The organism is Brachybacterium avium (genome assembly GCF_002216795.1).
GTDB classification, from domain to species: Bacteria; Actinomycetota; Actinomycetes; order Actinomycetales; family Dermabacteraceae; genus Brachybacterium; species Brachybacterium avium.
This window is the reverse complement of record NZ_CP022316.1, coordinates 1,055,880-1,078,649: the sequence shown is the minus strand read 5'-3', so window position 1 is coordinate 1,078,649 and position 22,770 is coordinate 1,055,880. Positions and strand designations below refer to the sequence as shown.

26 protein-coding genes and 1 tRNA gene are annotated in these 22,770 nt (G+C 66.6%); 10 read left to right on the top strand and 17 right to left on the bottom strand.

Features of this window, described 5'->3' with window-relative positions; genetic code table 11:
- Positions 1–63 precede the first annotated feature (63 nt).
- Complete coding sequence (locus CFK39_RS16170; RefSeq protein ID WP_157697070.1) at positions 64–1,197, top strand: DUF6308 family protein; 1,134 nt, start codon at positions 64–66, stop codon at positions 1,195–1,197.
- A 40-nt stretch (positions 1,198–1,237) separates the two neighbouring features.
- Here the strand turns inward: CFK39_RS16170 and CFK39_RS04940 are convergent, their stop codons facing one another.
- From CFK39_RS04940 to CFK39_RS04905, 9 genes are all read right to left on the bottom strand, one after another.
- Entirely contained in the window at positions 1,238–1,870 is a 633-nt protein-coding gene (locus tag CFK39_RS04940; RefSeq protein WP_089064529.1) for a metallophosphoesterase, read from the bottom strand.
- Positions 1,860–2,612: a hypothetical protein gene (locus tag CFK39_RS04935; protein WP_089064528.1), complete on the bottom strand. Its 753-nt coding sequence runs from the start codon at positions 2,610–2,612 to the stop codon at positions 1,860–1,862. The genes CFK39_RS04940 and CFK39_RS04935 overlap by 11 nt, the downstream gene beginning before the upstream one ends.
- Positions 2,613–2,614: 2 nt before the next feature.
- The gene (locus CFK39_RS04930; protein WP_089064527.1) at positions 2,615–3,064 is read right to left on the bottom strand and encodes an HD domain-containing protein; all 450 of its coding nucleotides are present in this window, start codon (positions 3,062–3,064) and stop codon (positions 2,615–2,617) included.
- Positions 3,065–3,082: 18 nt separating this feature from the next.
- Positions 3,083–3,580, bottom strand: coding sequence for a hypothetical protein (locus CFK39_RS04925; protein WP_089064526.1), 498 nt, complete (start codon positions 3,578–3,580; stop codon positions 3,083–3,085).
- 95 nt (positions 3,581–3,675) lie between these two features.
- Positions 3,676–4,830 carry a tyrosine-type recombinase/integrase gene (locus CFK39_RS04920; protein WP_089064525.1) on the bottom strand — a complete coding sequence of 385 codons (1,155 nt, stop codon included), beginning with the start codon at positions 4,828–4,830 and terminating at the stop codon, positions 3,676–3,678.
- On the bottom strand, positions 4,827–5,012 hold the full coding sequence (locus tag CFK39_RS16165; protein ID WP_053917083.1) for a helix-turn-helix domain-containing protein: 186 nt from the start codon (positions 5,010–5,012) through the stop codon (positions 4,827–4,829). The genes CFK39_RS04920 and CFK39_RS16165 overlap by 4 nt, the downstream gene beginning before the upstream one ends.
- On the bottom strand, positions 4,987–6,462 hold the full coding sequence (locus CFK39_RS16160) for a replication initiator (protein ID WP_157697069.1): 1,476 nt from the start codon (positions 6,460–6,462) through the stop codon (positions 4,987–4,989). The genes CFK39_RS16165 and CFK39_RS16160 overlap by 26 nt, the downstream gene beginning before the upstream one ends.
- Positions 6,459–7,898, bottom strand: coding sequence for an FtsK/SpoIIIE domain-containing protein (locus CFK39_RS04910; RefSeq protein WP_089064523.1), 1,440 nt, complete (start codon positions 7,896–7,898; stop codon positions 6,459–6,461). Before CFK39_RS04910 ends, CFK39_RS16160 begins: the two co-directional genes overlap by 4 nt.
- A gap of 107 nt (positions 7,899–8,005) precedes the next feature.
- Entirely contained in the window at positions 8,006–8,392 is a 387-nt protein-coding gene (locus CFK39_RS04905) for a plasmid replication, integration and excision activator (RefSeq protein WP_089064522.1), read from the bottom strand.
- Between the two features lie 133 nt (positions 8,393–8,525).
- Between CFK39_RS04905 and CFK39_RS04900 the strand changes: the two genes are divergently transcribed.
- Positions 8,526–9,293 (top strand): GntR family transcriptional regulator, encoded by a 768-nt coding sequence (locus CFK39_RS04900; protein WP_172805641.1) that lies wholly within the window; start codon positions 8,526–8,528, stop codon positions 9,291–9,293.
- Between the two features lie 281 nt (positions 9,294–9,574).
- Here CFK39_RS04900 and CFK39_RS04895 read toward each other — a convergent pair whose 3' ends face one another.
- The 5 genes from CFK39_RS04895 to CFK39_RS04880 form a co-directional block, all read right to left on the bottom strand.
- Positions 9,575–10,435 (bottom strand): NgoMIV family type II restriction endonuclease, encoded by an 861-nt coding sequence (locus CFK39_RS04895; RefSeq protein WP_089064520.1) that lies wholly within the window; start codon positions 10,433–10,435, stop codon positions 9,575–9,577.
- Entirely contained in the window at positions 10,435–11,487 is a 1,053-nt protein-coding gene (locus CFK39_RS04890; RefSeq protein ID WP_172805640.1) for a DNA cytosine methyltransferase, read from the bottom strand. Before CFK39_RS04890 ends, CFK39_RS04895 begins: the two co-directional genes overlap by 1 nt.
- A gap of 41 nt (positions 11,488–11,528) precedes the next feature.
- Positions 11,529–12,017, bottom strand: coding sequence for a HEPN domain-containing protein (locus tag CFK39_RS16155; RefSeq protein ID WP_157697068.1), 489 nt, complete (start codon positions 12,015–12,017; stop codon positions 11,529–11,531).
- Between the two features lie 53 nt (positions 12,018–12,070).
- A complete protein-coding gene (locus CFK39_RS04885; RefSeq protein ID WP_157697067.1) occupies positions 12,071–13,318 on the bottom strand; it encodes a DUF262 domain-containing protein in 1,248 nt (415 codons plus the stop codon).
- Between the two features lie 154 nt (positions 13,319–13,472).
- Positions 13,473–14,591 carry an HNH endonuclease gene (locus CFK39_RS04880; protein WP_089064517.1) on the bottom strand — a complete coding sequence of 373 codons (1,119 nt, stop codon included), beginning with the start codon at positions 14,589–14,591 and terminating at the stop codon, positions 13,473–13,475.
- A 107-nt stretch (positions 14,592–14,698) separates the two neighbouring features.
- Between CFK39_RS04880 and CFK39_RS16150 the strand changes: the two genes are divergently transcribed.
- Positions 14,699–14,808 (top strand) — tRNA-Lys (locus CFK39_RS16150).
- A gap of 18 nt (positions 14,809–14,826) precedes the next feature.
- Here the strand turns inward: CFK39_RS16150 and CFK39_RS04875 are convergent.
- Positions 14,827–15,420 carry a TetR family transcriptional regulator gene (locus tag CFK39_RS04875; protein WP_089064516.1) on the bottom strand — a complete coding sequence of 198 codons (594 nt, stop codon included), beginning with the start codon at positions 15,418–15,420 and terminating at the stop codon, positions 14,827–14,829.
- 75 nt (positions 15,421–15,495) lie between these two features.
- Between CFK39_RS04875 and CFK39_RS04870 the strand changes: the two genes are divergently transcribed.
- The 6 genes from CFK39_RS04870 to CFK39_RS04845 are packed head-to-tail and all read left to right on the top strand — an operon-like array spanning position 15,496 to position 19,968.
- Positions 15,496–16,146 carry a biotin transporter BioY gene (locus CFK39_RS04870; protein WP_089064515.1) on the top strand — a complete coding sequence of 217 codons (651 nt, stop codon included), beginning with the start codon at positions 15,496–15,498 and terminating at the stop codon, positions 16,144–16,146.
- The gene (locus CFK39_RS16525; protein WP_089064514.1) at positions 16,143–17,264 is read left to right on the top strand and encodes an AMP-binding protein; all 1,122 of its coding nucleotides are present in this window, start codon (positions 16,143–16,145) and stop codon (positions 17,262–17,264) included. The genes CFK39_RS04870 and CFK39_RS16525 overlap by 4 nt, the downstream gene beginning before the upstream one ends.
- Positions 17,257–18,384 (top strand): thiolase family protein, encoded by a 1,128-nt coding sequence (locus CFK39_RS04860; RefSeq protein WP_245822920.1) that lies wholly within the window; start codon positions 17,257–17,259, stop codon positions 18,382–18,384. Before CFK39_RS16525 ends, CFK39_RS04860 begins: the two co-directional genes overlap by 8 nt.
- Positions 18,381–19,067 (top strand): energy-coupling factor ABC transporter ATP-binding protein, encoded by a 687-nt coding sequence (locus tag CFK39_RS04855; RefSeq protein ID WP_089064513.1) that lies wholly within the window; start codon positions 18,381–18,383, stop codon positions 19,065–19,067. The genes CFK39_RS04860 and CFK39_RS04855 overlap by 4 nt, the downstream gene beginning before the upstream one ends.
- On the top strand, positions 19,061–19,657 hold the full coding sequence (locus CFK39_RS04850; RefSeq protein WP_089064512.1) for an energy-coupling factor transporter transmembrane component T family protein: 597 nt from the start codon (positions 19,061–19,063) through the stop codon (positions 19,655–19,657). Before CFK39_RS04855 ends, CFK39_RS04850 begins: the two co-directional genes overlap by 7 nt.
- Positions 19,654–19,968, top strand: a complete 315-nt coding sequence (locus CFK39_RS04845; RefSeq protein WP_089064511.1) for a CHY zinc finger protein — start codon at positions 19,654–19,656, stop codon at positions 19,966–19,968. Before CFK39_RS04850 ends, CFK39_RS04845 begins: the two co-directional genes overlap by 4 nt.
- A 26-nt stretch (positions 19,969–19,994) precedes the next feature.
- Here the strand turns inward: CFK39_RS04845 and CFK39_RS04840 are convergent, their stop codons facing one another.
- A complete protein-coding gene (locus CFK39_RS04840; RefSeq protein ID WP_089064510.1) occupies positions 19,995–20,546 on the bottom strand; it encodes a GNAT family N-acetyltransferase in 552 nt (183 codons plus the stop codon).
- Between the two features lie 204 nt (positions 20,547–20,750).
- On the opposite strand from CFK39_RS04840, the gene CFK39_RS04835 reads away from it, so the two are divergent.
- The gene (locus tag CFK39_RS04835; RefSeq protein ID WP_089064509.1) at positions 20,751–22,418 is read left to right on the top strand and encodes a hypothetical protein; all 1,668 of its coding nucleotides are present in this window, start codon (positions 20,751–20,753) and stop codon (positions 22,416–22,418) included.
- 7 nt (positions 22,419–22,425) lie between these two features.
- Here the strand turns inward: CFK39_RS04835 and CFK39_RS04830 are convergent, their stop codons facing one another.
- A complete protein-coding gene (locus CFK39_RS04830) occupies positions 22,426–22,761 on the bottom strand; it encodes a MazG-like family protein (RefSeq protein WP_089064508.1) in 336 nt (111 codons plus the stop codon).
- Positions 22,762–22,770 lie beyond the last annotated feature (9 nt).

Below are 22,770 nucleotides of genomic sequence, written 5' to 3'. Positions count from 1 at the left end.
CGCTCGTTGGCGGATCCGGCAGTTCCCGCGGCGCGGAGACCAAGCTTCTGAGATGCTCCAGAGGTGAACTATCTAGCTCAGCGCCAGGACGTCGCTGCCGGTCTGCTCGATGCCTATACCTCAGCACGAGGCATGTATGCGTTTCGGACGTACGACGCTCGGCCAGCGAATGACAGCGGTCAGCTGCGTCCTGAAGACATCCTCGCTGCGAACCTGCTGAGTCTGCGTCTGAGTGCCAGTGACGTGATCCCACTCTTCGCCAAGGGTGACGGCGCTCCCCAGAAGCTGCTCGAGTCGATGAACGCGGCGCTCAGCAATCTTCGCGAGGCGCGAGCCTTCGAGGAGTATGAGAGCGCTGGCGAGCTCGATCTGGCGCTGACTTCTCTGAAGAGAGCGAACGAGGCGGCACAGAAGGTCGACGGGTGGACCAGCGTCACGGTGTCCAAGGTCCTCCACCGTCACGTTCCCCACGTGGTGCCCATCATCGATTCACGCGTACGGAGCTTCTACGGGGTCAACAAGCAGCAGGATGACAAGCTCTACCGTCTGCTCTGGGAAGACGTTCGCGACAACGCAGAACGGCTCCACGAACTCGCTCGGAAATACCGAACTCCTGACGGGCGCGAATTATCAGTTCTGCGTGTGGCCGACATCCTCATATGGATGCGAAGTACCGACCCCGACGCTCCTACTGTCGACGAGCTCACGCCGGATGCCTGGAACAGTGCAGGGCTGGAGGCGAGAGGCTGGGAGGGGTTCCTACCGCTCGCGACGCTCGATACTTCCACTGTCCCGCGTGTGCCCGGCGTATACGCAGTCTTGAGAGAGAGCGGCGCAGTACCTGAGATGCTGGCGGAGAGGCCGCATGCCACTGCTCGGCAGGCCAGCAGTTACTCCGAATCAGACTTGCGCTCACGATGGGTCTCGAATGCTCGAGTGTTGAATATTGGGAGAGCAGGGACCAGTCTTCGGAACCGCCTGCGCCAGTACCGCAAGTTTGGGGAAGGGACCGGGCTCAACCACAAGGGTGGGAGGGCGATCTGGCAGCTTTCAGACCCTGAAAGCCTGACGGTCGCGTGGCGGAAGCTTCCGGGGACGTATGACGGACTCAGCACACGAGCCGCTGAGTCAGGGCTCATCGCGAAGTTCCAGGAAGCGCACGGTGGGGCGAAGCCGTTCGCGAACAGAACTCGATAGCTAGCCGAAACACTCCGAGCGTTTCGTCCGAGCGTCTGACCTATGCGCTGCGGATGAGATGAAGGATCTCGGTCTCGCTCACCGGCCTGCGCCAGGCGTCCCACCCCAGGTGGATCTGTCGAGGAAGCTCAGCGTGCATCGCCGCGTGCGAGTGCGTGTGCCCGTGGAGGAGCCAGTCGCCGGAATATTCGAGCTGCCATGCGCGGAACCGGCGGTCTTCTCCGTAGGAGTCTCTGTAGGGGAAGTGGGAGAGCATCACCGGGAACCGGCCCGAGTTTCCACCCGGAATCGTGACTCGCGCTGCGGTGCAGACGTACTCGACCCCGCTGCGGAGAAGCTCTTGCTGGGCAGCGATGGCGCGCTCGCGGAAGAGCGGATGCGCGCGGTCGTGGTTCCCCAGGACGAGGCGGATGCGCCCGTTGAGTCGACGGAGGGTGTCTGCGATCTCGGTGGTGTGCTTGAGGGTGAGGTCGCCGAGGTGCCAGACGACGTCCTCAGCGCTTACAACGCTGTTCCATGAGGCGACGATGTCCTCGTCGTGAGCGCGCACCTGCTCGAGGGTGACGTCGTCCCGAGAGTCCGCGCCGAGAGCGTGTCCGCGATAGAGCACCATCAGCCGGTGGCCGAAGTGGGTGTCGGCAGTGAAGAACGTACGTGCGCTGTCAGCGCCCATCGCGACCGTCCTTCATCTTCGCGCGTTCCTCGTCCGGGCAGCCGTCCCAGCGGTCGCTGAAATCTTTGGCGATGGCCAGTGCGACGGGGAGCTCGTAGCTGGCGTCGACGGTCACGTTGATTCGAAGAGCGGCCGTTTCGAGAGCCATCCGGAAGTAGTGGCAGACCGACCGCAGGCCCCACAGCTCCTTCAGGATGGCGGCGACGTCGCTGTGCCTGAGGTGCTGAGGCACCGGTACCGCGACGACCTCTTCGGCGATTGCCATCAGCAGCTCGACAGTGAGCGGGCGATGGCCGCAGTCGGACCACTCGAGGCCCTCGGACTCCTGCTCCCAGATGCTGGCGACGCGCAGGTGCTCCGGAGAGGGGTCGTCATCGACCAGCGGGAGGCGGCGCCACGCGTCGTCGGCGAGGGGAGGGACTCTCGCGGGATCGAGACCGAGGTCGAAGCTGGTCCGCTTCTCGGCATCGGGCTGGAGTCGTCGTGAGCGGAGCACCTTCGCTCCGAAGCCCTGGTTCCAGATCGGTCGACACTGACCGATGCGTTCGTACACCTCCCCAGTTCCAATGCGGACGCGGGTGTAGTGCTCGTCGCCGAAGAGGACGATGCGCCCAGCGATCGGCTCCCGATGCCACAGCCCGGTGTTCGCCAGGTACGCGTACTCCGACACTCCGTCGTCAGCGACGATGATGCCGTTCTCGTCGGGGTGGTGGTCGTGGAAGACGCGGTAGAAGTCGACCATCTTTAGGCGTCACCGAGCAGCAGCGCCCAGGATGCTGCGTACTTTTCCGCGAGACGGTTCCTCGTCGTCTCGTCGAGCAGGGCGGCGCGCTCCGGATCGGTGTTGTCGATGAGGTCTGCGGCCTTCACGACTCGAGCGACTGCATGGGCCCGGATGGCCGCGAAGTAGTCGGTTCGTGCGACGTCGGGCTTCTTCGTCAGCCGGTCCACCGCCTCGAGGACGAGCTGAGAGAGTCCCAGCTCTCGCAGATCCTCGAGGGTCAGGTCGGTGTCTTCGACGACGTCATGGAGCCAGGCTGCCGCGATGCACTCGGTACGCAGATCGGCCGGAGCGATGAGCGCTGCGCGCTCCGCGACGCGACGGGGATGGTCGATGTAGTCCAGGCCAGACTTGTCGGTCTGCCCGGCATGGGCCCGGTGCGCAATGGCTTCGGCGCGTTCGATGAGATCCAAGGGGAACCTCCTGGAGTTCTATGTGCGGGGGATGGGGTCGACGCGCCAGGGAGTGATCCACTCGGGCGTGCCGTCGGACCGTTCATTGTGGAGCTGCGCATCGACGACGATGGCTTGATCGTCCTCACCTGTTTTGGCATTGAACATGGCGATCGATGCCGCGCGAAAGATGAACGTCTTGCGAGTGTGGACGCCCCGGCGGGCGAGACGGATGAACTGACGAGCTTCGTCAATCTTCGGGAAGAGGACTCCCTGCGATGCGCCGTTCAGGGAGCGCCACGCGGCGATGAAGCCCACGTCGATCACGCAGTCGTCAGTATGTCGCCGTCTCGGCATCCGGTCGACGTACAGGATCGGCTCCGGTCGCGAGGAGGCCGAGTTCGACAGGTACGAGGAGCTGTCCGGCGTGGCGTGATCCTCACTCTTCGGATTGCTGCCGAAGAACGACTGCGCGGACAGGTCGCCCACGGCGATGGCTCCGAGAACCTCGAGGGACGGAACGAGCGGGTGTCGCATGGAGATTCTCCTCGTCAATTCGGTTGGCAAAGAACGTAGGTGGATGCAATCAAAAACGCAAGACGACCTGTAGATTCGTACTTTCGGGTTTCCGTTTACTCGGTCTCTCGTAGTTTCGTACTTTCGTCTCCGAAGAGCGCGTCCATGCGCTTCGCGGACTCGTCCTGGAGGGCCGGGATCACGTGCGAGTAGGTGTTCATCGTGACCGCGATGGCGGAGTGTCCCAGCAGCTCCATGACCACGCGAGGGGCGACGCCTTCCGCGAGCAGCAGCGAGGCGCAGGTGTGGCGAAGGTCGTGCAGTTTGACCCGGCGCAGCTTGGCCTTCTTCAGCAGTGCCTCGAAGGCCCGGTTCACGTTGCGGGGTTCGATCGCGGTGCCGGCCTGGGAGGTGAACGCGAGCGTCGCCTGGTCAATGGGCAGCCCGAGCGAAGCAAGCTTCTCTCGCTCGGAGGTGCGGTGCCGGATGAGTGCGTCGATGCAGAATCCGGGGAGCACGACTCGACGCCGGGAGGTGTCGGTCTTGGGGCTCTTCAGCCGCAGCTCGCCCCGCGACCGCTGGAGGGACTGGGCGACGTTGAGGTAGCCGTTCTCGAGGTCGATGTCTCCCCAGCGCAGTCCGAGCGCTTCGCCGCGTCGGAGGCCGAGACCCACGTACAGCGTCCACAGCGCTTCCCAGGAGGTCCCCTGCGCTGTCTTGAGAAGGGTGCGGGCTTCCTCAGGAGTCAGCGGCTCGACGTCCTGCTTCGGAGGCGTGGGCACCACGACGAGCTTTGCGACGTTCCGGGGCACCAGATCCTCGCGCATCGCGTGCTGAAGCGCCGACCGCAGGATGGCGTGCATCTGCTTGACGGTGGCCGGACTCTTGCCTTCGCGAGCCTTGATCGCGAGGAACGCGCGGACATCCGCCGCCGTGAGCTGGCCGAGCCGCTTCGCCCCCAGCACAGGGACCAGATGATTGCGGATGTACCCCTCGTAGGTCTGGAAGGTCGCAGGGCTCAGGCGTGCCTCCTGGACGTCACGCATCCATGTCTCGAGGAACGCCTGGACTGTCAGTCGGCCCGGGGTGGCGGCGATGCCGGCTCGAGACTTCTCCTGAAGCGCGGCGAGCATGTCGTAGGCCTCCTTCCGTGTCTTCCCGTAGACGGCCTTGCGCTTGCGCGTGCCCTCCGGGGTGAGGACGTAGGCAGCACCCGTCCACCGACCGTCCTGGCGACGGTAGACGCTGCCTTCCCCGTTCGAGCGGCTCATGCCACGACGGGGGCCGGCTCAAGGTTCTCGACGTACGCGAGAAGATCAGCGGCCTTGATCAGTCGGGAGCGGCCGAGCTTGACGCTGGGAAGCTCACCGCAGCGCATCAGGTCGTACACCCGTGTCTTGGAGACGCTGAGCCGATCAGCGACCTCCTCAGCGGTGAAGCAGAGCTTGTCCATGACTCTTTCCTTTCTTGTGGGGTTGGCGTGCAGCACGTCGGGCGTCCTTCCACTCGCGTGCTGCGTCAGCGGCGGAGCGGGCGAGTTCGGCATCACCGGGGGTGAGCCAGCCCTGTCCGACGAAGCGGAACTCGTTGAGCACGACGATGTGCTCGGCGGCGTCGAGCGGATCGTCCGTCGACGCATGGTCTGTGTGTGTCTCGTGCTGCTCGCGGTCGTGGTGGTACTTGCGCCGTGCATCGCGGAGCCTGCCGAGGGTGGTCGAGAACCGCCGGGACTTGCTGGCGAAGTGTCCGCGGAAGCCGAGGGCGTCGGCCCACTTGCCGAGAAGCGCGTACGGACTGGAGAACCCCTCGTGCAGGAGCGCGCGACCGCACAGCTCGAGACAGGTCTCTCGGAGCTGCTTCAGGTGGCGATTCGGAGTGCCGTCGACAGCGACATCACCGGCTGCCTTCGTCGCGTACTTGGCGAGGTAGGCCGAGACCATCTCGGGGGAGACGTCGCCGTCATCGTCTGAGTGGCGCTGGACGGGCCGAGCGTCGACCTGGCGACCGAAGCGGAGCCCGCGGGCGGAGTCGTAGGCGTCGACCGGAGCGGCATCGACTTCGATGTCGCGGGCGGCCTCAAGACACCGCTCGGCGAGCCACGAGGCGGGCACATCGACGGCAGGAGAGGGGAAGGGGTCGTCGTCTGACGGGGCGCCGTCGAGGCGAACGAGGGCGTGCAGGTGGATCGCGCCGCGCTTCTGGTACTCGCCGACCTTGGCGAACTGCACGCGGAGGAGGTCCCGCGAGGCCTTCTCACTCATGCCGAGGTGAGCGGCGACGAGGCGGCGCAGGTGGATCGTGAACCGCCTCCACAGTTCGGGGCAGTGCCACTGCCAGACCGCCTGGCCCTCGTAGTCGTAGCAGTCCGGGCACAGCGCCTGACCGACCTGAGAATCGTCGACGTCGTGGTGCTCCGTGCACCGACGAGGGCGGCCGTGCTCGCACAGTCCCGGCGGCGCGTTGACGGTGCGAGGCCGAGGCTGGGCACCAGGGCGAGTCGAGGAGTGCACAGCGCCGAACGAGGGGGCGGTCAGCGTGAGGAACACCAGCGGGTGCGCGGAGACGCTCTCCGGGACCCCCTTGTCCCCGCCGGAGACCCCTGCGGAGAGGAGGTGCCACATGTCGCCCCGGTACTCATGGGAGCACGAGGGGCAGCGGGAGGCACGGCGATTGCCGCAGCGGACGTAGAGGACGCTGTCGGGCAGGCTGCGACTGTCGAAGGTGCTCAGGTGCTGTCCGGACCTGCGATCGAAGGTGCGCGCCTGTCCGAAGAGGCGGACGGGGCGGGAGCAGAATCCCGTCGAGGCGACCTGCTTTGACCAGTCTTCGAAGCCGTCGGAGAGCATTCGCGTGAGTGCAGTGGGCTCTTCCACGTCGAGGGAGTAGAGATCGCTGGCGCTCACGATGCCGTTCCTTCCGTGTCGGGCTTGGTCCGGGTGCGTGCCCGAGAGCTGCGCGGCTTCTCCGTCGGCTCCGGGATCACCACGGGGATCTTCGACGGGGCGGGGAACCGTTCGGCCGCGGCACGGATCAGGTCGTCGTCGACGAAGGCGGCGCGCACGCGGACGGGTTCGGAGCCGTCCTCGGGAACCACGTAGCCGATGCCCGGCGAGGCGAGCGGGATCTTGTGGCAGAGTGCTCCCGAAGCGATAGCGCCGTCACCGAGGACCATGGAGGTCTCCTCCCGATCACGCAGACGAAGCCCGACCATCTGAGTGAACAGACCACGGTTGGGGATCGTCTCCTTCCGGGGATCCTGGAGGCAGGCGACCACGGTGTAGCCGACGGCACGGCCCTGCGAGCAGAGCAGCGACATTGCGGTGCGGGCTCGGTTCTTGAGGTCGCGGTCTTCGATGTATGACGTGAGCGCGGCGACCTCGTCGATCAGGACGACGACAAGCGGCTCATCGGCACTTGCGATGTGCTGGCGGGTGTTCCCGGCCATCCGCTCGAGGCGAGCGCTCATCGCTTCGACGGCGTCCTCGAGGACCACCACGGCCTCAGCGGGAGTGACCGCATAGCGGGTGAACAGGTCCTTGCCCATGCCCAGCTCGACGCCGCCCTTGAGGTCGATCCCGTGTACCTGTGCTTCGCCGCGTGCGATGGCGGGAGCGAGGCCGATGGTGACGCCCCAGACGAGCGATGCCTTGCCGGAGCCGGAGGAGCCGGCGACGAGGGTGTGGGTGCCCACGATACGGAGCCGCCAGTCGTCGTCCGTCGTGTCGATCCCCATCCACACCGAGCGACCGTCCCATGGCTCTTCAGCGTCGGGGAGGCCGCGGTTCACGGTCTCAGCGAGGGCATCGTCGAAGGTGAAACTGAGGATGGGGGAGAGGTCTCCGGTCACCCGAATGTGAGTAGCGCCCACAGTGGTCCGCAGCCGATCAGCGACTGCCTGAAAGTCTTCGACAGTCTGTCCGGTGAGGAGAGCGGGAGCGAGAACGAGCTCGTTGTGACGCCAGTGCTTGCTGGCGATCGAGGGAACGCGCAGGTGCTTCTCTCCCGCCCGGTCGATGACGACCGAGGAGAGCCCGCACTCTTCCATGAGCAGCGGCCAGATCTCGAGCAGATCCAGCCAGAGTTCCCGACGCCAGAGCGGGCGGGAGATGGCTCGGGAGTAGGTCTCGGGGTAGAGCCGGGCCCAGAGCGCGAAGTACAGCGAGATGGCTCCGACGATGGCGAAGGGCTTCCAACTCTCGAACAGGTCAGCCGTGAGCCAGGTGAACATCGCGACGACGAACCAGAATCGATGGAACCATCGCACGTGACCCCACAGGGCAGCAGTGATCCATCGCAGCTCGGCGAGGCCGAAGCGGAAGGCGAGGGAGGCGGTGTGCATCGCTCACGCACCCCCGAACGCCAGCTGCCAGCCGAGCGGGATGACCTGCCAGAGCAGGATCCCGATCGCTGCGACGTTGAGCAGACGCATCGCCTTCCGCTCCATGATCACGCCGCCTCGGCGAAGCCCGTGGCCCTCAGCGAGTACGCGATCTTCGGGAAGTTCCCGTTGGTGTCGACGTACGGCGTGAGGGTGAGTCCCTCGAAGGCGACGGCGCGGAAGGGGCCGGTGGTCGGTCCCTTGGGCGGCACCGGCTGGTGGTCGGAGGAGACCTTCACGGTCACCTCGGCCTGCCCCTTCCGGCTCTCCGGGTCGGGATCGAGCACCCGGACCTGCCAGACACGCTGGCCCGAGATCTTGTCTCGGAGCTGAGGGTCGACCTCGCCGGCCCGCTTCTTGTCGAAGTCATCGGCGGCGATGACCTCGCCGATCATGTACGCACCCTGCGGGAACACGTCCTCCATCTGGACGGGGAACCGGGTCTGGACTGCCATGCCTACTCCTAGTGGTTGAGCCGTTTCGGCAGCTATCCCTAGTGATAACTACTGATCCGAGACTGGCATGCCAACGGCCCGATGTCAACTAGGGATAGGATCGAGGCCCCAGTTATCCCTAGGTGAGGTTCGTATGGTCGCCAAGTTCGTGCAGATCGCCGACGAGCTTCGTGCTCGCGTGCGCGAAAGGCAGTACGCCGAGGGCACGGTGCTGCCCCGCCAGTCGGAGCTGGCCACAGAGTTCGACGTCAACGTGAATACTGTGTCTGCTGCGCTGAAGCTGCTCGAGCGCGAGGGGCTTGTTCAATCGAGGCGCAGTCAGGGCACGGTGGTGCTTCCGCAGATCCCACTTCGCAAAGTGGGGATGGATCGCTACTCGCGACGTCGATGGGAGCGGCCCACAGAGGCCGAAGACGGAGCCCCTTACATGGACGAGCGCGGCTGGCAGCCGGCTGCACAGTCCACGGAGATCTCCATCGAGCCAGCCACCGAGGAGATGGCTGGCCGACTAGAGATCGACGAGGGAGAAGACGTCGTGCGGAGAGCGCGGGTGATCCGTGATGCTCGAGGTACCGTCACGCACACTCTGGTGAGCTACTACCCGCACCGCATCGCCAAGGGCACGCTGCTCATGAGCGAAGAGCAGGGGCCGGCAGGGCACGGGGGAGCGTTCCGAGTCCTGACTGATCTAGGGCACGAGCCGCACAGCATCAACGAGAGGCTGCACGCACGTTTGCCTGACGGCGACGAGGCCCAGTCCCTCGAGATGGGCATCGGCGAACCGATCGTCGAGATGCGCAGGAGGACGTATGACGGCAGTGGCGTGCCCATCGAGTACGCGATCGGCCTGCATCGCGCGAGCCGGTTCCAGTGGAACTACACCTTCAACGTTCCGGAGTGACTAAATGACAGTACACAGCCTTGGCGAGTATCGCCGGAAGCGCGATAGTGCGCTGGAGCCCAGCAACCCTGACGGGTCACCCATCGGAACGTTCACTGTAAAGCGAACCCGAGATGCAAACGCACTAGCCCGAGACGGTGAGCTTGTCTACGCGATGAACGAAGTTCGGGGCTCCGGTCCGGGGGACTCGTTAATCGAGATCCAGTTTGAAGATGGGGATTGGATTCTCGTCGAAGCCGAGGAGCTATCGTTCCTCGGCGACTGACCGCCGACGCCCTTCTTTAGACTGCGAGGTCGAGCGGGAGATCACTGATGTCACGGAGCCTCTTGCCATTTACAAGAGTGTCGAACATAGCTTCCGCTTCGTCGTTATCTAGCTCGTGGATGGCGCGAGCAAGCTCGGGTAGAGCGAAATGATAGACGGTGTCGACGTCCCCTGTCCCGAGTGCAAGAGACGACAGTCGAGAGGGCGTCGGTTCTGCAGTTACGACAACGATGTGAGGTGTTCGGCCCTTGCGGTTGCGGATCATATTCAGTGCCTCCGAGCGGGCGTTCTGCGCCCTATCGGATCGCAGCGTCCATTTGCAAGAAACGATGCCGTGCACGATGCTTCGCTCGTTATAGTCGCCACGCATCACGGACATCAGTCCGCTTGTTTCGTCGACAAGGAGTGAGTCGGCGTTGATCTCCTCGTCACTGGCGGGCTCCCTGAGGATCATCACGTCGGGGCTGATCTCGTATGAATTTCCGAGAACTGCTCGAAGCGTTGGGTCTACTTCGATTGCGCGCGCCAAGTCGTCCAAATGCGTATAAGGTTCATATTGTGCGATGTGATAAGCCGCTCGAGACCCTCCAACATTGGTTATTTCCCACTTGCCGGGGCGAATTGTCGACAAGCTGGGAAACGTTGCGAAGAGGAAGTCTCGAACCGCGATTTCAAACAGACTACCGGCGCTCTGTCCGACGAGCTTGTCCTCGAGCACAGTCGCTCCGAGGTCTTCAGCGATTGACTTCGAAAGCGCCCGGCTAGTTTTCTGCGAACCGTCCGCGATCGATGCGACACCGGAGCCATTGATGGAGAGGGCGCCGGACTCGACCAGTTGATTGTGAAACGCCTTTCGCGCCTCGCTGAGAAGAGCCATCAGGCCACCACATCAAGAGAGGGCTGCCGCACGTCCATCCGTACGCCAGCCTCGAGGACTGCACGGATCTGCTCGCCAACCGCCTTGGCAACGGGGGGAGGGAAGGCATTGCCGACCTGTCGATACGCGTTGGTCTTCCTCCCTGTGATGTGCCAGTCGTCCGGGAAGCCTTGGATCTTCGCTGCCATGGGCACAGTTAGCCGCGGCATGCCGACAAAATCGCGTTCGGGTGCCTCTTCAGCGAGAGTCTTGCCGTTGACGCCCAGCGCCTCCCACGCCCGGCGTGCACGAGTGGGCCCGAGGTCAGGCCCTCCGTGCTTCTTGGACCCGCCAACAAGTGTTGGGGCGATGGTGTTCGCGCGCTCAGCCCAGGCGTCAGCACCACGCCACCCGCTCTCCGACATGAGGCCATGAAGCGCCTGACCGACAGTCGGAGCGGGCTTCTTCTGGGGAGCCGGCCACTCGAAGTCCTGGTAGTCCTCGTGAATGGCAACGAAGATCACGCGAGGCCGGAGTTGGGGGACGCCGAAGTCCGAAGCATTGAGTAGATGCCAGTCAGGCTTGTAGCCGAGCTCCTTGAGCTGCTCAGAGACTTCGTTGCGGTAGGTCTCGAAGACGATGTCGAGGATGCCTCGCACGTTCTCGAGCATGACAGCCTTCGGCTTGAGGAGCTTGACGAGCTCGATGGCACGAGGGAACAGGTCTCGCTCGTCATCCTTGCCAAGCTGACGGCCGGCCTTGCTAAACGGAGGACACGGCACACCGCCGGCAAGCAGGTCGACGCCTTCGAACCCGGTCGGGTCCCAGGTCAGCAAGTCCTGCTCAATGACGTTCCACTCCGGACGGTTGGCGCGCAAGGTCTCGCAGGCGTGCTTGTCGATCTCGACTACCGCACGATGGTCGAATCCGGCCTGCTCGAGGCCAAGTGCTTGGCCGCCGGCCCCGGTGCAAATTTCGACGGAAGTAAACAAACCTATTGCCCCTCTGGTGTGCTGAATAGACAATTTGTAGTGGGTTGCCGCCCAGTTTGTCAATGTTGCTGTGTCGGACATCTCGAAAACGGTGGTGCACGAGAACCTGGGTATTGAAGACCCTATGATCGACCTGCGCTGATCACACTGTTTTCGGACAGCAGGAGATCGTGTACAAACGAATGTATATTTTCGACTAGGATGCGGTTTGCCTCCATGGTATTTCGGCCACTCGCAGGACTGGGCTTGCCGTGAGCAATCGCATTTCGGACCTCCAGAAGCGTCCCTAGGCGGTCTCCGTTTAAGTCTTCCTCAAGAAACGCCTTGACTCGATCGTCGATGTCACCGCCGAACCGCTTGAACAATTCCCTGAAATTCCTGCGATCCAAGTTGGGAGACTTGTAGAACCAACTATTGATGAACGCCTGAATATTTCCGTCGGACGCTTCCCCGATTATGCCGGAGATTGCATGGAAGCAAATTTGCTCCAGGTAGCCGGCCATCCTAACGGTCGCAAAGTCATTCAGATGCCTCTTCTCGTCTGCGCCGGTGGAATCTTTGTCCCGGAGCACCTCGACGGCGTCGAGGGTATCTTCGAGGTCGGTTCGCATTGACGCGATGTTGGCTATTGCCTCAGCGCGCGAAAGGGATCGCCCGTTAACCATTATAGGTCTCGGAAGCTTTCGGAAGTGAACTTTAGGCGCGCATAAACCGATGCGAGATGCGAAGTGCTTTCGCGGATTGCACGCTGGTATTCGTCGTTCTGGAGTAGATCCGCGAGGCGTTGATCGATGCCACTCGCTATGTTTCCGACTTCCTCAGTAAAGTCCTTACCGGGGTTCGATTGAAGGCTATCTGCAAGGTTCTGGATTCGCGGACTCATCGAAAGCCCGACAAGCATGGCGTCTGCATGCGCGGCGTTGATCTGGGCAGAGTCCTCGAGTCTGAGCGCCGTCGGGCCGACCTGAGACAGAACTTTCACAACGGCCCGAAACGTCTCCATCGCCTTCACGTCCGGAGTCCCGTTGTCTCCGAGGCTCTCGAGATACGTGTTCAGGAACTGGCTCAGAGGTGCTCGATAGAATAGATAGTTGCCGTGTGTATGAGCTTCACTTGCGGTCTGCGGGGCCTCCCGTGTCCAGTCGAATTCGTCGTAACTCTGGGCCACGCGGCGAAGAGCGAGATAGCGCAGGATTAGCTCGGTGTCCTTCAGGCGAAGATTCTTCCGTCCAAAGATTTCCCGCCAGTGCGGGTCATCATTGAGTTCCCTTAATGCGTCCACGCGACTTCCTGCGTAAAGGGCGATGCGGATTTCTTGGGGCTGGAGCTTTGTGCCGCCACTGTTAATGCGTTCGAAGAGCTGATATACGCCCTGTAGATTTCCCGCTTCGCGAGGCACGACAATTGTGACTTGGAGGAAGGTGTTCAGTAGTAGGTCGCGATCGGCCTCATCTAGATCCGCAAATGCTTTTCCATAGAACCGACTCTCGTCGCCGAGACCACTGAGGCGGAATGTTCGCTCGGTTACGGAGTCGGTACCTGTAACAAAGTCCCTAAGGGTTCGTAGTCGCTGCTGCCCGTCGAGTACAAGGTACTTCTTTCCGGGTTGCTCAACGAGGAATATTCCCGGAATTGGGAAGCCGAGAAGGAGGGACTCGATAAATCGATCCTTCTGCTTCTTCGTCCAAACAAAGTTTCGCTGAAAGCCGGCGTACTCAGCTTCTGGAGCTGGTGCGGGATTAAAGTTGGGTACGATGAAGTTCCCGGTCTTAAGCCGCCTTACAACGCCATCGACGTCAAAGTCTGCAGTGAAGTGGCGCAAGGTGTCGGAGGCGGATGGCGTTGAGCCGGCGGGCTCGTTGCTCGAGTCCTCTACCTCAGTTTCCTCTCCGCTGATGTGTGGGCTGGTCATGTCGCCTCCGTTGGTCATCGCGCTGCTCGTACCTCTCGTGAGAACTTTCTCTACTCCTTCAAGGGCGGCTCCGCCGCCTCGGGGCCCAGCAGGCCTCGTGTCCTCGCTTCGCTGCGGGCCTCGGCTGCCGAGCCCCATCGTGTGCTTCGGTCACTCATGGAAGCGCGGCCTCTGCGCTGCGGTGAATCTCCTGTAAGTCCTCAACGCTGATCCAGTTCCCGACGTGAATCATGCGGTGACAGTTGGCGCAGAGCAGCGCCAGGTCGTCGAGCGTCGTCCGTACGGGGCCACTCACATGGAGTGGGAGCTTATGGTGTACCTCGATGTACCCGTTGCCGCGTGGCCCGTACCGAGTACCGAAGTCGAAGTCGCAAACCTCGCAGGCGATGGCCTTGCCGTCTGCTCGTACTTGGGCAAGCTTTGCGCGGCGAAGCTTGGGGTCGCGTTCGCGGCGCAAGACTCGCACCGCCCGCGCTCCTCCTTCGGCCGCTGCGCCAATGAGTTCTTCGTCGGGGGTGGGAAGATCTTCGTCGGGGGCGCCATTGGCAGCGACACGGCGACGGATCTCGGCGGCGGCATCCTTCATGACGTCACGGTCAGCGACGAAGTCACGAACGATCGGCTCCTCTGCCTTGGAGGATCGCAGCCCTTTGCCCGAGTGCGAGGGGTGGGCAGCGCGGAGGTTGTTGATCTTCATGCCGACACTGCTTGGCGATCGAAACCTCGGATCGGCAGATGCGCCAGGGTGGATTTCGGCCGATCGCAGAAGCTTCGACAGTGCGATGACCTCTGGCTTCGTTGCGTTGACGGGACCCCAGGTGAGGTCGTCTGCGACGTCGGCGGCCAGAATCATCTCTTCAGCGGTCCACACGTTGCGAGTGGATGCCTCGGGCATCGGGTCTGTAGCGTCCGGCGCAGTGTGGTCCGAGAGTGTTGGCGAGCCGAGCCGCCCCCGGACCGACCGAACACGCAGCTCCATCAGCTCTCCGTCGGTCAAGAAGCGGTTCAGCACCTTGGCGTCGAGGCGATTGCCTCGAGTGGGCTTCCCAGTGTAGCTAGGATGTTGCGTCGCGAGGTCCCACGTCTTTCTCTGCACGCTGTTGGTAGACCTGAACGTGTCGGGACGTCCCTCGAAGGGGTGTGTCGTCGACCGGCGGAGGAGCGCTGACAGCTCCTTCACTCTAGGATCAGTCGCGCGGAGTCCTCGCCAGCTGTTGTCGCGGACTAGCGCACACGCCAGTACGAGCTCGTCCTCAGTCCACTCCCACGCCATGAGGACACTCTATGGTGGGTCGCCGACATTCGGGCGAGTTCATCTACTTGTGACGGGGACGCGCGTTGCCTGACAGCAACGTTGACAGCAACGCGGCAGAGTCGAGTGGGAGCAGTTGGGCGGCTTGGTGGCGTTGACCTGCTACAACGTGTTTTGCACTGCGCGCTGGGGCGGACTTTTAATCCGCGGGTCGAGGGTTCGATCCCCTCCGGGCCCACCGCGGTCCCTCGCGGACCTACGCCCGCCGCCCCATCGAGACCTCGAGGCCGTCGGCGATCAGCGTCATCGCCTCCGTGAAGCCGGCTTCGTCGGTGCTCGCGGCGGGCGATCGCTCGAGCAGTCCGAGGGAGTCGGCGGTCAGGCGCTGCTGCTCGTGGAAGACGAATCCGAGCACGAAATGCACGACCACCTCGGCGGCCACCTCGGCCAGCTGATCGTTGACGCCGTGCCGTCGTGCGGCGTCCAGGAGAGCCGGCCGCACCGGCGGCTCGACGAGGCCGAGCGCGAGGGAGCTGGACACCAGCTCGGCGGCGTCCCGGTGCTCGAGCAGGCATTCGCGCATGCGGGCACCCAGTGCGCAGGCCGCCCGGGGCAGTGGGAGCTCGTCGAGGTGGATGTCGCTCATCGGTGCGAGGATCTGCTCGCTGACCGCGGCCAGCAGTGCCTGCTTGTTCGGGAAGTGCCAGTACAGCGCGCTGGGCTGGACGCCGAGAGCGGTCGCCAGGCGCCGCATCGTGAGGTCCGGCAACCCGAACTCGTCCAGGAGGTGCAGGGCCATCTCGGCGACGTCGTCGCGGCTCCGCCGGCGCGGAGATTCTGGGATGGCCATCACCCCACAGTAGCGCTGAACGCTGTTCAGGTGTACGTTGTTCAGGTGAACCGCGTTCAGGTGAAGGGTAAGGACATGGCAGTTACTCCTGCAGCACGACGGTGGTCGCTCGATGCGACCGATATCGCCCGCGTGGCGGTGTTCGCGGCGATCGTCGCCGCGCTCGGCCTGCCGGGCAGCTTCAGCGTGTTCGGCGGCGTGCCGATCACCGCACAGACCTTCGGGGTGATGCTGGCCGGAGCGGTGCTCGGCCCGCGCCTGGGCGCTGTGTCGATGACCGTGTTCCTGGTCCTCGTCGCGGCGGGGCTGCCGCTGCTGGCCGGCGGGCGCGGCGGCATCGGTGTGTTCGTCGGGCCCTCTGCCGGGTACATGATCGGCTGGATCGCCGGAGCCTTCGTCATCGGTCTGATCGTGCACTCCGCCGCCCGCAAGCCGGCCCTCTGGCGCACAGCACTGGCGATGATCGTCGGCGGCATCCTCGTGATCTACGCCTTCGGCATCCCGGTGCAGAGCCTCATCACCCGCCTCCCTATCGGGGAGACCGCGCTCGCCAGCCTGGTCTTCCTCCCCGGCGACCTGCTGAAGGCGGTGCTCGCGACCGCGGTCGTCACCACCCTCCTGCGGGCCTACCCCCGCGCGTTCCGCCGCACCTGGCTCCCCTCCGCACGGGCCGACGCCTCCCGCGCCGAGCAGGAGGAGACTGCTGGCTCCGCAGCAGCGCGATGACCCGGCGGATCGTCCTGCTCGACGGCTCCGCGGATGGCCTGCTGGACCGCCTGCGCGCGGTGCGCGCAGCCGGGGACGTCCCCCTGGTCGGGGACGAGCGCTGGCCCGCGGCCCAGTGGTCGCAGGTGCGGGCGCTCGCCGCGGCCGGGCAGATGCCGAAGGAAGCGGCCTGGGCAACGCTGACCTCCGGGAGCAGCGGCACCCCGCGGATCGTGCTGCGCACGGCGGCCTCCTGGGAGGACTCCTTCGCCGCCGTCTCCGCGATCCTCGCCCCAGAAGGAGCCGTCGCCGAGCAGCGGATCCTGTTGCCGGCGCCCCCCGCCTCCTCGCTGACGCTGTTCTCCCTCGCGCATGCGCTCGCGGGCGGGCCGCGGCCGGTCCTGCCCGGCACCGCAGAGGCCGCGGACGCCACCGCCTTCCACGGGACCCCGCAGGCCCTGCGCTCGATCCTGGATGCGAGATCCCACTCGCAGCTGCGGGTCGCGCTCGTCGGCGGCTCCCACCTCGATCAGCGGCTGCGCGCGGAGGCGACCGCTCGCGGCATCCGGGTCGCCGCCTACTACGGCGCGGCCGAGCTCTCCTTCGTCGCACTGGATGAGGGGGAGGGGCCCCGCGCCTTCCCCGGCGCGGACCTCGAGGTGCGCGACGGCGCGGTCTGGGTCCGCTCGCCGTTCACGGCGCTCGGCTACCTCGGCGAGCCGGGACCGCTGCGCACGGACGGCGGCTGGGCGAGCGTCGGCGACCTCGCGTCCTATGATGCCGGGGTGCTCACCGTCCGCGGTCGCGCGGACGACGCGATCCTCACCGCCTCGGCCACCGTCATCCCCGAGGAGGTCGAGACAGGGCTCCGCGAGCTGCCGGGGATCGCCGACGCCGCCGTCTTCGGGCTCCCGACCGACGGCATCGGCGCGCTCGTCGCCGCATTGGTCGAGCTCGACCCCGGTGCGCCGAGCCCGAGCGCGCACGAGCTGCGCACGATGGCCGCCTCCCGCTTCGCCACCGCGCATCAACCCCGCGTCTGGTTCACCGGCACCCTGCCCCGCACCGCCTCCGGCAAGCCGGCCCGCGCCGAGGCGCTGCGCCGCGCCCTGGCGGGGGAGGGGGCCTGGCGTGTCTGAAACCGCCATCGTCCTCGCCGCCCGCCGCACCCCGATCGGCACCCGCAGCCGCGCCCTCGCCGGCGTCACGCTCGAGCACCTCGTCGCGCCCGTGCTCCGCGCCGCCGTGCAGGATGCGGAAGCAGCCACCGGCGCCGATGTCGAGGTGGCCGATGTGGTGCTGGGCAACTGCATGGGGCCCGGCGGCAACCCGGCCCGGGTGGCCGCCCTCGCCGCCGGGCTCGGCGTCCAGGTGCCCGGCATGACCGTGGACCGGCAGTGCGGCAGCGGCCTCGCCGCCGTGCTCGCCGCCGCCCAGGCGATCGAGGCCGGGGACCGGCGCCCGCGGATCGCCGGCGGTGTCGAGAGTGCCTCGACCGCCCCCACCCGCTCCGTCGACGGCGCGGCGTACGGCCGCGCCCCCTTCACCCCGGAGGGCTGGACCGATCCCGACATGGTGCGCGCCGCCGACGCCCTCGCCACGGCCGACGCGATCTCCCGGCCGCGGCAGGATGCGCACGCCGCCCGCAGCCACCGGCGGGCAGCGGCGGCGCGCGACGCCGGGCGGTTCCAGGCCGAGCTCGTCCCCCTCGCCGGCGCCCGCGCCGATGACGCGATCGGGGTGTCCGCGCCGCTGCTGGCACGCCTGCCCGCCCTGTTCCCGGAGGGCACGGTCACCGCCGGCACCGCGACCCGGATCAGCGACGGCGCCGCCGCCCTGGTCCTCGCCCCGCAGCAGGCGCGCGGCACGGCGCCCGGGCTCCTGATCCGTGCTCACGCGGTGATCGGCTGCGACCCGGCGCTGCCGGGGATCGGCGCGGCACCGGCCATCCAGGGGGCGCTGGACCGCGCGCAGCTGCGGATCCGGGACATCGCCGCGATCGAGATCGTCGAGGCCTTCGCCGCGCAGTCCCTCGCCGTGCTCGACCGGCTCGGCGTCGCGGAGGACGATCCGCGGGTCTGCGCCGACGGGGGAGCACTCGCCCTCGGCCACCCCTGGGGCGCCAGCGGCGCCATCAGCATGGTCCGCCTGTTCAGCCGGCTGATCCGGGGCGGCGCCCCGACCGGGACCACCGGCGTCGCGGCCGCCTCCATCGGCGGCGGGATGGGGATCGCCGCCGTCGTGGAGGTGATCCGATGAGCGCCCTCGAGCTCGATGACGTGCACGTCCGCCTCGGCGACACGGACGTCCTGCACGCCATCACCGCCACCCACGACGAACGCACCATCGCCGTCATCGGCGAGAACGGCTCCGGCAAATCGACCCTTGCCCGGCTCGTCGGCGGCCTCGCCACCGCCACCAGCGGGACCATCCGCGTCCTCGGCCTGGACCCGGCGCGGGAGGCGGCGCAGCTGCGGCGGCGCCTGGCCGTCATCTTCGCCAATCCGGATGCCCAGATCATCATGCCCACCGTCGCCGAGGACGTCGCCTTCTCCCTGCGCTCGGCGAGACTGCCCCGCGGGGAGAAGACTCAACGCGTCCAGGAGGCTCTGGAGCGCTTCGGCCTGAGCGACCTCGCGGACCGTTCGGCGCACGACCTCTCCGGCGGTCAGAAGCAGCTGCTCGCCCTGTGCGGCGCCTTCGTGCGCAGCCCCGAGCTGGTGATCGCGGATGAACCCACCGCCTACCTCGATGCCCGCAACGCCCGCCGCGTCGCCGACCACCTGTTCGCAGACGGCGCCCACCGCCTGCTGCTGGTCACGCATGACCTGGAACTGGCGCGGCGCTGCGAGACCGCGATCCTCGTCCAGGACGGCACGATCGCGCGGACGGGCGCACCCGCGGAGATCATCGCCGCCTACGAGCAGGAGCTGCGATGCTGACCCTGTTCCGGCCCGGGAACGGCCCCTGGCACCGCCTGCCCGCCGGGCCGAAGATCCTGGTGCTGATGGCCATCGTGCTGGGGATCTGCTTCCTGCCGGTGAGCTGGGTCAGCGCCCTGATCATGGCGGTGCTCTGCCTCGCCGTGTACGCGGTGCCGGGAGCGGGGATGCGGGTGCTCGGCCGGCAGCTCGTCGCCGTTCGGTGGATCATCCTGGTGACCGCCGCCGGGCAGCTGATCTTCCTGGGCCCCGAGGAGGCGCTCGTGAACACCACCCGCGTCACCGCCGCCGTGGTGATCAGCGGACTGCTGGCGCTGACCACCCCGGTCAGCGAACTGCTGGATGCGCTGGAGCGCGCGCTGGCGCCGCTGGCACGAGTGGGCGTCGATCCGCAGCGGGCGGCACTCGTCCTCGCGATCACCCTGAACACGCTGCCCGTCCTCGCCGGGCTCGCCCGCAACGTCCGCGAAGCGCAGCGCGCCCGCGGCGGCCGGCAGAGCCTGCGGCACTTCGCCATGCCGTTCCTCGTGGTCGCCCTCAAGCATGCCGACTCCCTCGGCGATGCGCTGACCGCCCGCGGTGTGCGATGAGGCCCGTGGTCCACGGGCCGACGGTGGACGAGCAGACCCGCTGCATCCACTACCGCACGGCGCGGGACGTGATCGCGATCCGCTTCGCCTGCTGCCGGCGGTACTACCCCTGCCACCTGTGCCATGAGGAGACCGCCGATCACCCTTCCCGCCCCTGGCCGCCGGGATCAGGGCGGCAGCTCGCCGTGCTCTGCGGCGTGTGCTGGGCCCAGCTGAGCATCGACGACTATGTCGGCGCCCCGCAGTGCCCGCAGTGCAGCGCCGCCTTCAACCCGGGATGCGCAGCGCACCACCCGCTCTACTTCGGGTAGCCCCGGCTGCCGGGGCGAAGGGCGGGTCAGAGAACGTATTCGAACAGGTGGAACTGTTCCAGGTCGGTGCCCTCGTAGGCCAGGGTGTGGACACCGAGGTCGGTGAACCCATACCGCTCGTACAGGGCCCGGGCCGGCAGGTTCTCGACGTAGGCGTCCAGGCGGATCGTGCGGCAGCCCCGCTCCCGCGCGGCCCGCAGGGACGAGTCGATGAGGAACCGGGCGACGCCCTGCCCGAGATGGTCGGGGGTGACACCGAGGACATGGACCACCAGCACCTCCTCGGGAGCGGCGTCGATCGCCCAGTCCGCGTCGCCGTAGCCGCCCGCGGTCTCGTGGTTCAGGACGACCACGCCCGCGATCTGCGTCGGCGAGGCGGAGCCGGCATCGTCGGGCGTGAGCGCCAGGTAGAGCTCTCCGGCCGCGATCCAGGCGGCGACCTGCGCAGGGGTCGGGTGGTCCTCGGTGTGCCAGTGCGGGAAGTCCGCCGTCCGTGCGAGGTGATCGATGATCTGCCGGTAGGCCTCCTGCGCCGCCGGGATGTCCTCGGGCGCGGCCCGTCGAAAGCTCAGATCCATGGCGATGCGGTCTTCTTCCCGTGGGCTCGGCGTGAGGGCGGTCCGATCGCCGCCGACTAGATCTTCCCGGACCTGCGCAGGGTGGCGCAACCTGCCGAGAGACGGTGAGCGCGGACCGAGAACGCCTGGCCAGCTAGGCTCGGGCCCGGGGTGCGTGACCGCGCCCGCGACGACAGGCCACGCGAGAAGGGCATTCAGACACACATGTCGGAGACGAACCATCCCTACGGCGACCGGTGGAGCCAGAGCCGCCCCGGCAGCGGATATCCGGGCCACGAGGCCGGACCGTACGGATACAACGAGGTGCCGCCCACTGCCCCGCCCTCCGGAGGATCTGCCGGCTCCGTCCCCTCGGCCCCGGAGTACGGCGTGGCCCACGATTCCGCGGCACCGCCCTCGTCGGCCGATTCGGCGGCGCCGGGGCCCTGGGCCGCGTCCGCCTCCTCGGCGTCGGCGGCACCGTCGGGCTCACCGGGGGCGCAGGCGCTGTCCGCGTCGCAGGTCGGCGCGGCACTGCGTCGGTTCGGCATCGGCAACCCGCTCCCCACGTTCGTGATCGGCGCCCTCGCCTACGTCGTGGCCCTCGGTGCAGCGCTCGTGGTGATCGTCTCGGCCGTCCTCGCGATCCTCACCCTGGGCACGGGCGGAGCCGCCGGGGGCGTCACCGACCCGATCGGCGGTTCGTCCTCCCCGTCGGGCGCAGGCGGCTGGCGGGGGATCGTCGGCCTGGTCGGCATTCCGTTCCAGCTGGTCTCCCTCGCCTCGTTCGGCTCCTACGGTCTCGAGCTGAACCTCGGATTCCTGGGCAGCGCCTCGATGAGCTTCCGGGGCATGCCGCTGCTGATCACTGCCGCGATGGTGGCGACGGCGTTCTTCGCCGCACGCGGCGTCCAGCGTCGCTGGGGCACCGGTCGCTGGGGATCCAACGGGGTTCTCGGTGCGCTGCTGTGGTCGGGGATCTCCGGCCTGTCGGTAGCGATCTTCGCGGTGATCGCCACTCGCGTCACCGCATTCGTGGTCAAGGACGACTCGACGGGGTTCGACGGGATGTCGATCTCGATGCACTCCGCCGGGGCGGACATGTTCTTCGGCACCTGGGTGCTCATCGCGCTTCCGCTGTTCCTGGGCCATGTCGCGGGGATCGCGAAGCCCGCCTGGTGGCCGCTGGTGGCGGATCTCGCCGCTGCTCCCCGCCTCGTGCTCGTCCATGCCCTCGCGTTCGCGGTGCCGGTCGGCGCCCTGCTGATGGTGGGCGGAGCGATCACGATGCTCGTCGAGGGGGAGGGGCGCTCGGTGCTCTCCCTGCTCCTCGCACTCCCGATCTGGGGGCTGAGCGGACTCGCGCTGCTGCCCGGGCTGGGGATGCTCGCCGTGCCGGTGCATCTGAACCTGCGGGGCGGCGTCGAGGAGTTCGGGATGGAGCGGACCAACGAGTTCCTGTGGTTCTTCGATCTGCCCTGGTACGCGTGGATCCCCCTGGTGCTGATCGCCCTGCTGATGCCGGTCGTGGTCTCCCTGCTGTGGCACCGGGACCGCGAGATCGAGACCGGGAACATCCTTGCGCTGGTCGCGTCCTGGGTGGCGCTTCCGTTCGCCTACTTCGGCGGCTCGATCGTCCTGCTCGCACTGGTCTGGACCAGCATGAACGCACAGCTGGGGATGATGGGGAACGTGGTCGTCAACGTCGGCCTCGCCCCCTGGATACCGCTGGTCGCCTTCTTCATCGGAGTGCTGGTCGAGGTGCTCGCACGGTTCGGTGCACCGTTCGCGGATCAGTTCGTGCCCGGCGTGCTGGTGAACTGGTTCCGTCGATCGGCGCGGGCGCGCCGCGCCGCAGTCCCCGAGAACATGACCGGGGAGCCGACCCCCTGACGCGTGCCTAGCCCGGCAGGCCGGCGCGCTCCAGGGTGCGGTGGAGCTTCTCCCCGAGCAGCTCGAGGGATCGCTCATCGTGCCCCCGCAGATGCTCGAGCGCAGCCAGGGCCGTGAGCGCGACGTCCAGCAGCTCCTCCTGCACGTCCTGCTCGCTGTGGGTGACGCCCTTGCGGGGATTCTGACCGGTCGCGCCGATGTGCGCGGCGACCACCTCGCCGGCCTCCTCGGTGATCTTCGCCAGCCGGGCCCAGGTCGCGGCCTCCGGATCGCGGTGGGTGTTCCCCTCGTCGATCCAGCGGCTGAGTGCGGCGATCCCGTGCGCGGTGTTCTCGCAGTCCATGTCGCAAGT

Coding starts and splice junctions, on each gene's coding strand:
- CFK39_RS04940 (WP_089064529.1), bottom strand. CDS start 1,870: ATGGGCGCTGACAGCGCACGTACGTTCTTCACTGCCGACACCCACTTC.
- CFK39_RS04935 (WP_089064528.1), bottom strand. CDS start 2,612: ATGGTCGACTTCTACCGCGTCTTCCACGACCACCACCCCGACGAGAAC.
- CFK39_RS04925 (WP_089064526.1), bottom strand. CDS start 3,580: ATGCGACACCCGCTCGTTCCGTCCCTCGAGGTTCTCGGAGCCATCGCC.
- CFK39_RS04920 (WP_089064525.1), bottom strand. CDS start 4,830: ATGAGCCGCTCGAACGGGGAAGGCAGCGTCTACCGTCGCCAGGACGGT.
- CFK39_RS16165 (WP_053917083.1), bottom strand. CDS start 5,012: ATGGACAAGCTCTGCTTCACCGCTGAGGAGGTCGCTGATCGGCTCAGC.
- CFK39_RS04910 (WP_089064523.1), bottom strand. CDS start 7,898: ATGCACACCGCCTCCCTCGCCTTCCGCTTCGGCCTCGCCGAGCTGCGA.
- CFK39_RS04905 (WP_089064522.1), bottom strand. CDS start 8,392: ATGGCAGTCCAGACCCGGTTCCCCGTCCAGATGGAGGACGTGTTCCCG.
- CFK39_RS04900 (WP_172805641.1), top strand. CDS start 8,526: ATGGTCGCCAAGTTCGTGCAGATCGCCGACGAGCTTCGTGCTCGCGTG.
- CFK39_RS04895 (WP_089064520.1), bottom strand. CDS start 10,435: ATGGCTCTTCTCAGCGAGGCGCGAAAGGCGTTTCACAATCAACTGGTC.
- CFK39_RS04890 (WP_172805640.1), bottom strand. CDS start 11,487: ATGTCCGACACAGCAACATTGACAAACTGGGCGGCAACCCACTACAAA.
- CFK39_RS16155 (WP_157697068.1), bottom strand. CDS start 12,017: ATGCGAACCGACCTCGAAGATACCCTCGACGCCGTCGAGGTGCTCCGG.
- CFK39_RS04885 (WP_157697067.1), bottom strand. CDS start 13,318: ATGACCAGCCCACACATCAGCGGAGAGGAAACTGAGGTAGAGGACTCG.
- CFK39_RS04880 (WP_089064517.1), bottom strand. CDS start 14,591: ATGGCGTGGGAGTGGACTGAGGACGAGCTCGTACTGGCGTGTGCGCTA.
- CFK39_RS04875 (WP_089064516.1), bottom strand. CDS start 15,420: ATGGCCATCCCAGAATCTCCGCGCCGGCGGAGCCGCGACGACGTCGCC.
- CFK39_RS04870 (WP_089064515.1), top strand. CDS start 15,496: ATGGCAGTTACTCCTGCAGCACGACGGTGGTCGCTCGATGCGACCGAT.
- CFK39_RS16525 (WP_089064514.1), top strand. CDS start 16,143: ATGACCCGGCGGATCGTCCTGCTCGACGGCTCCGCGGATGGCCTGCTG.
- CFK39_RS04855 (WP_089064513.1), top strand. CDS start 18,381: ATGAGCGCCCTCGAGCTCGATGACGTGCACGTCCGCCTCGGCGACACG.
- CFK39_RS04850 (WP_089064512.1), top strand. CDS start 19,061: ATGCTGACCCTGTTCCGGCCCGGGAACGGCCCCTGGCACCGCCTGCCC.
- CFK39_RS04845 (WP_089064511.1), top strand. CDS start 19,654: ATGAGGCCCGTGGTCCACGGGCCGACGGTGGACGAGCAGACCCGCTGC.
- CFK39_RS04840 (WP_089064510.1), bottom strand. CDS start 20,546: ATGGATCTGAGCTTTCGACGGGCCGCGCCCGAGGACATCCCGGCGGCG.
- CFK39_RS04835 (WP_089064509.1), top strand. CDS start 20,751: ATGTCGGAGACGAACCATCCCTACGGCGACCGGTGGAGCCAGAGCCGC.
- CFK39_RS04830 (WP_089064508.1), bottom strand. CDS start 22,761: ATGGACTGCGAGAACACCGCGCACGGGATCGCCGCACTCAGCCGCTGG.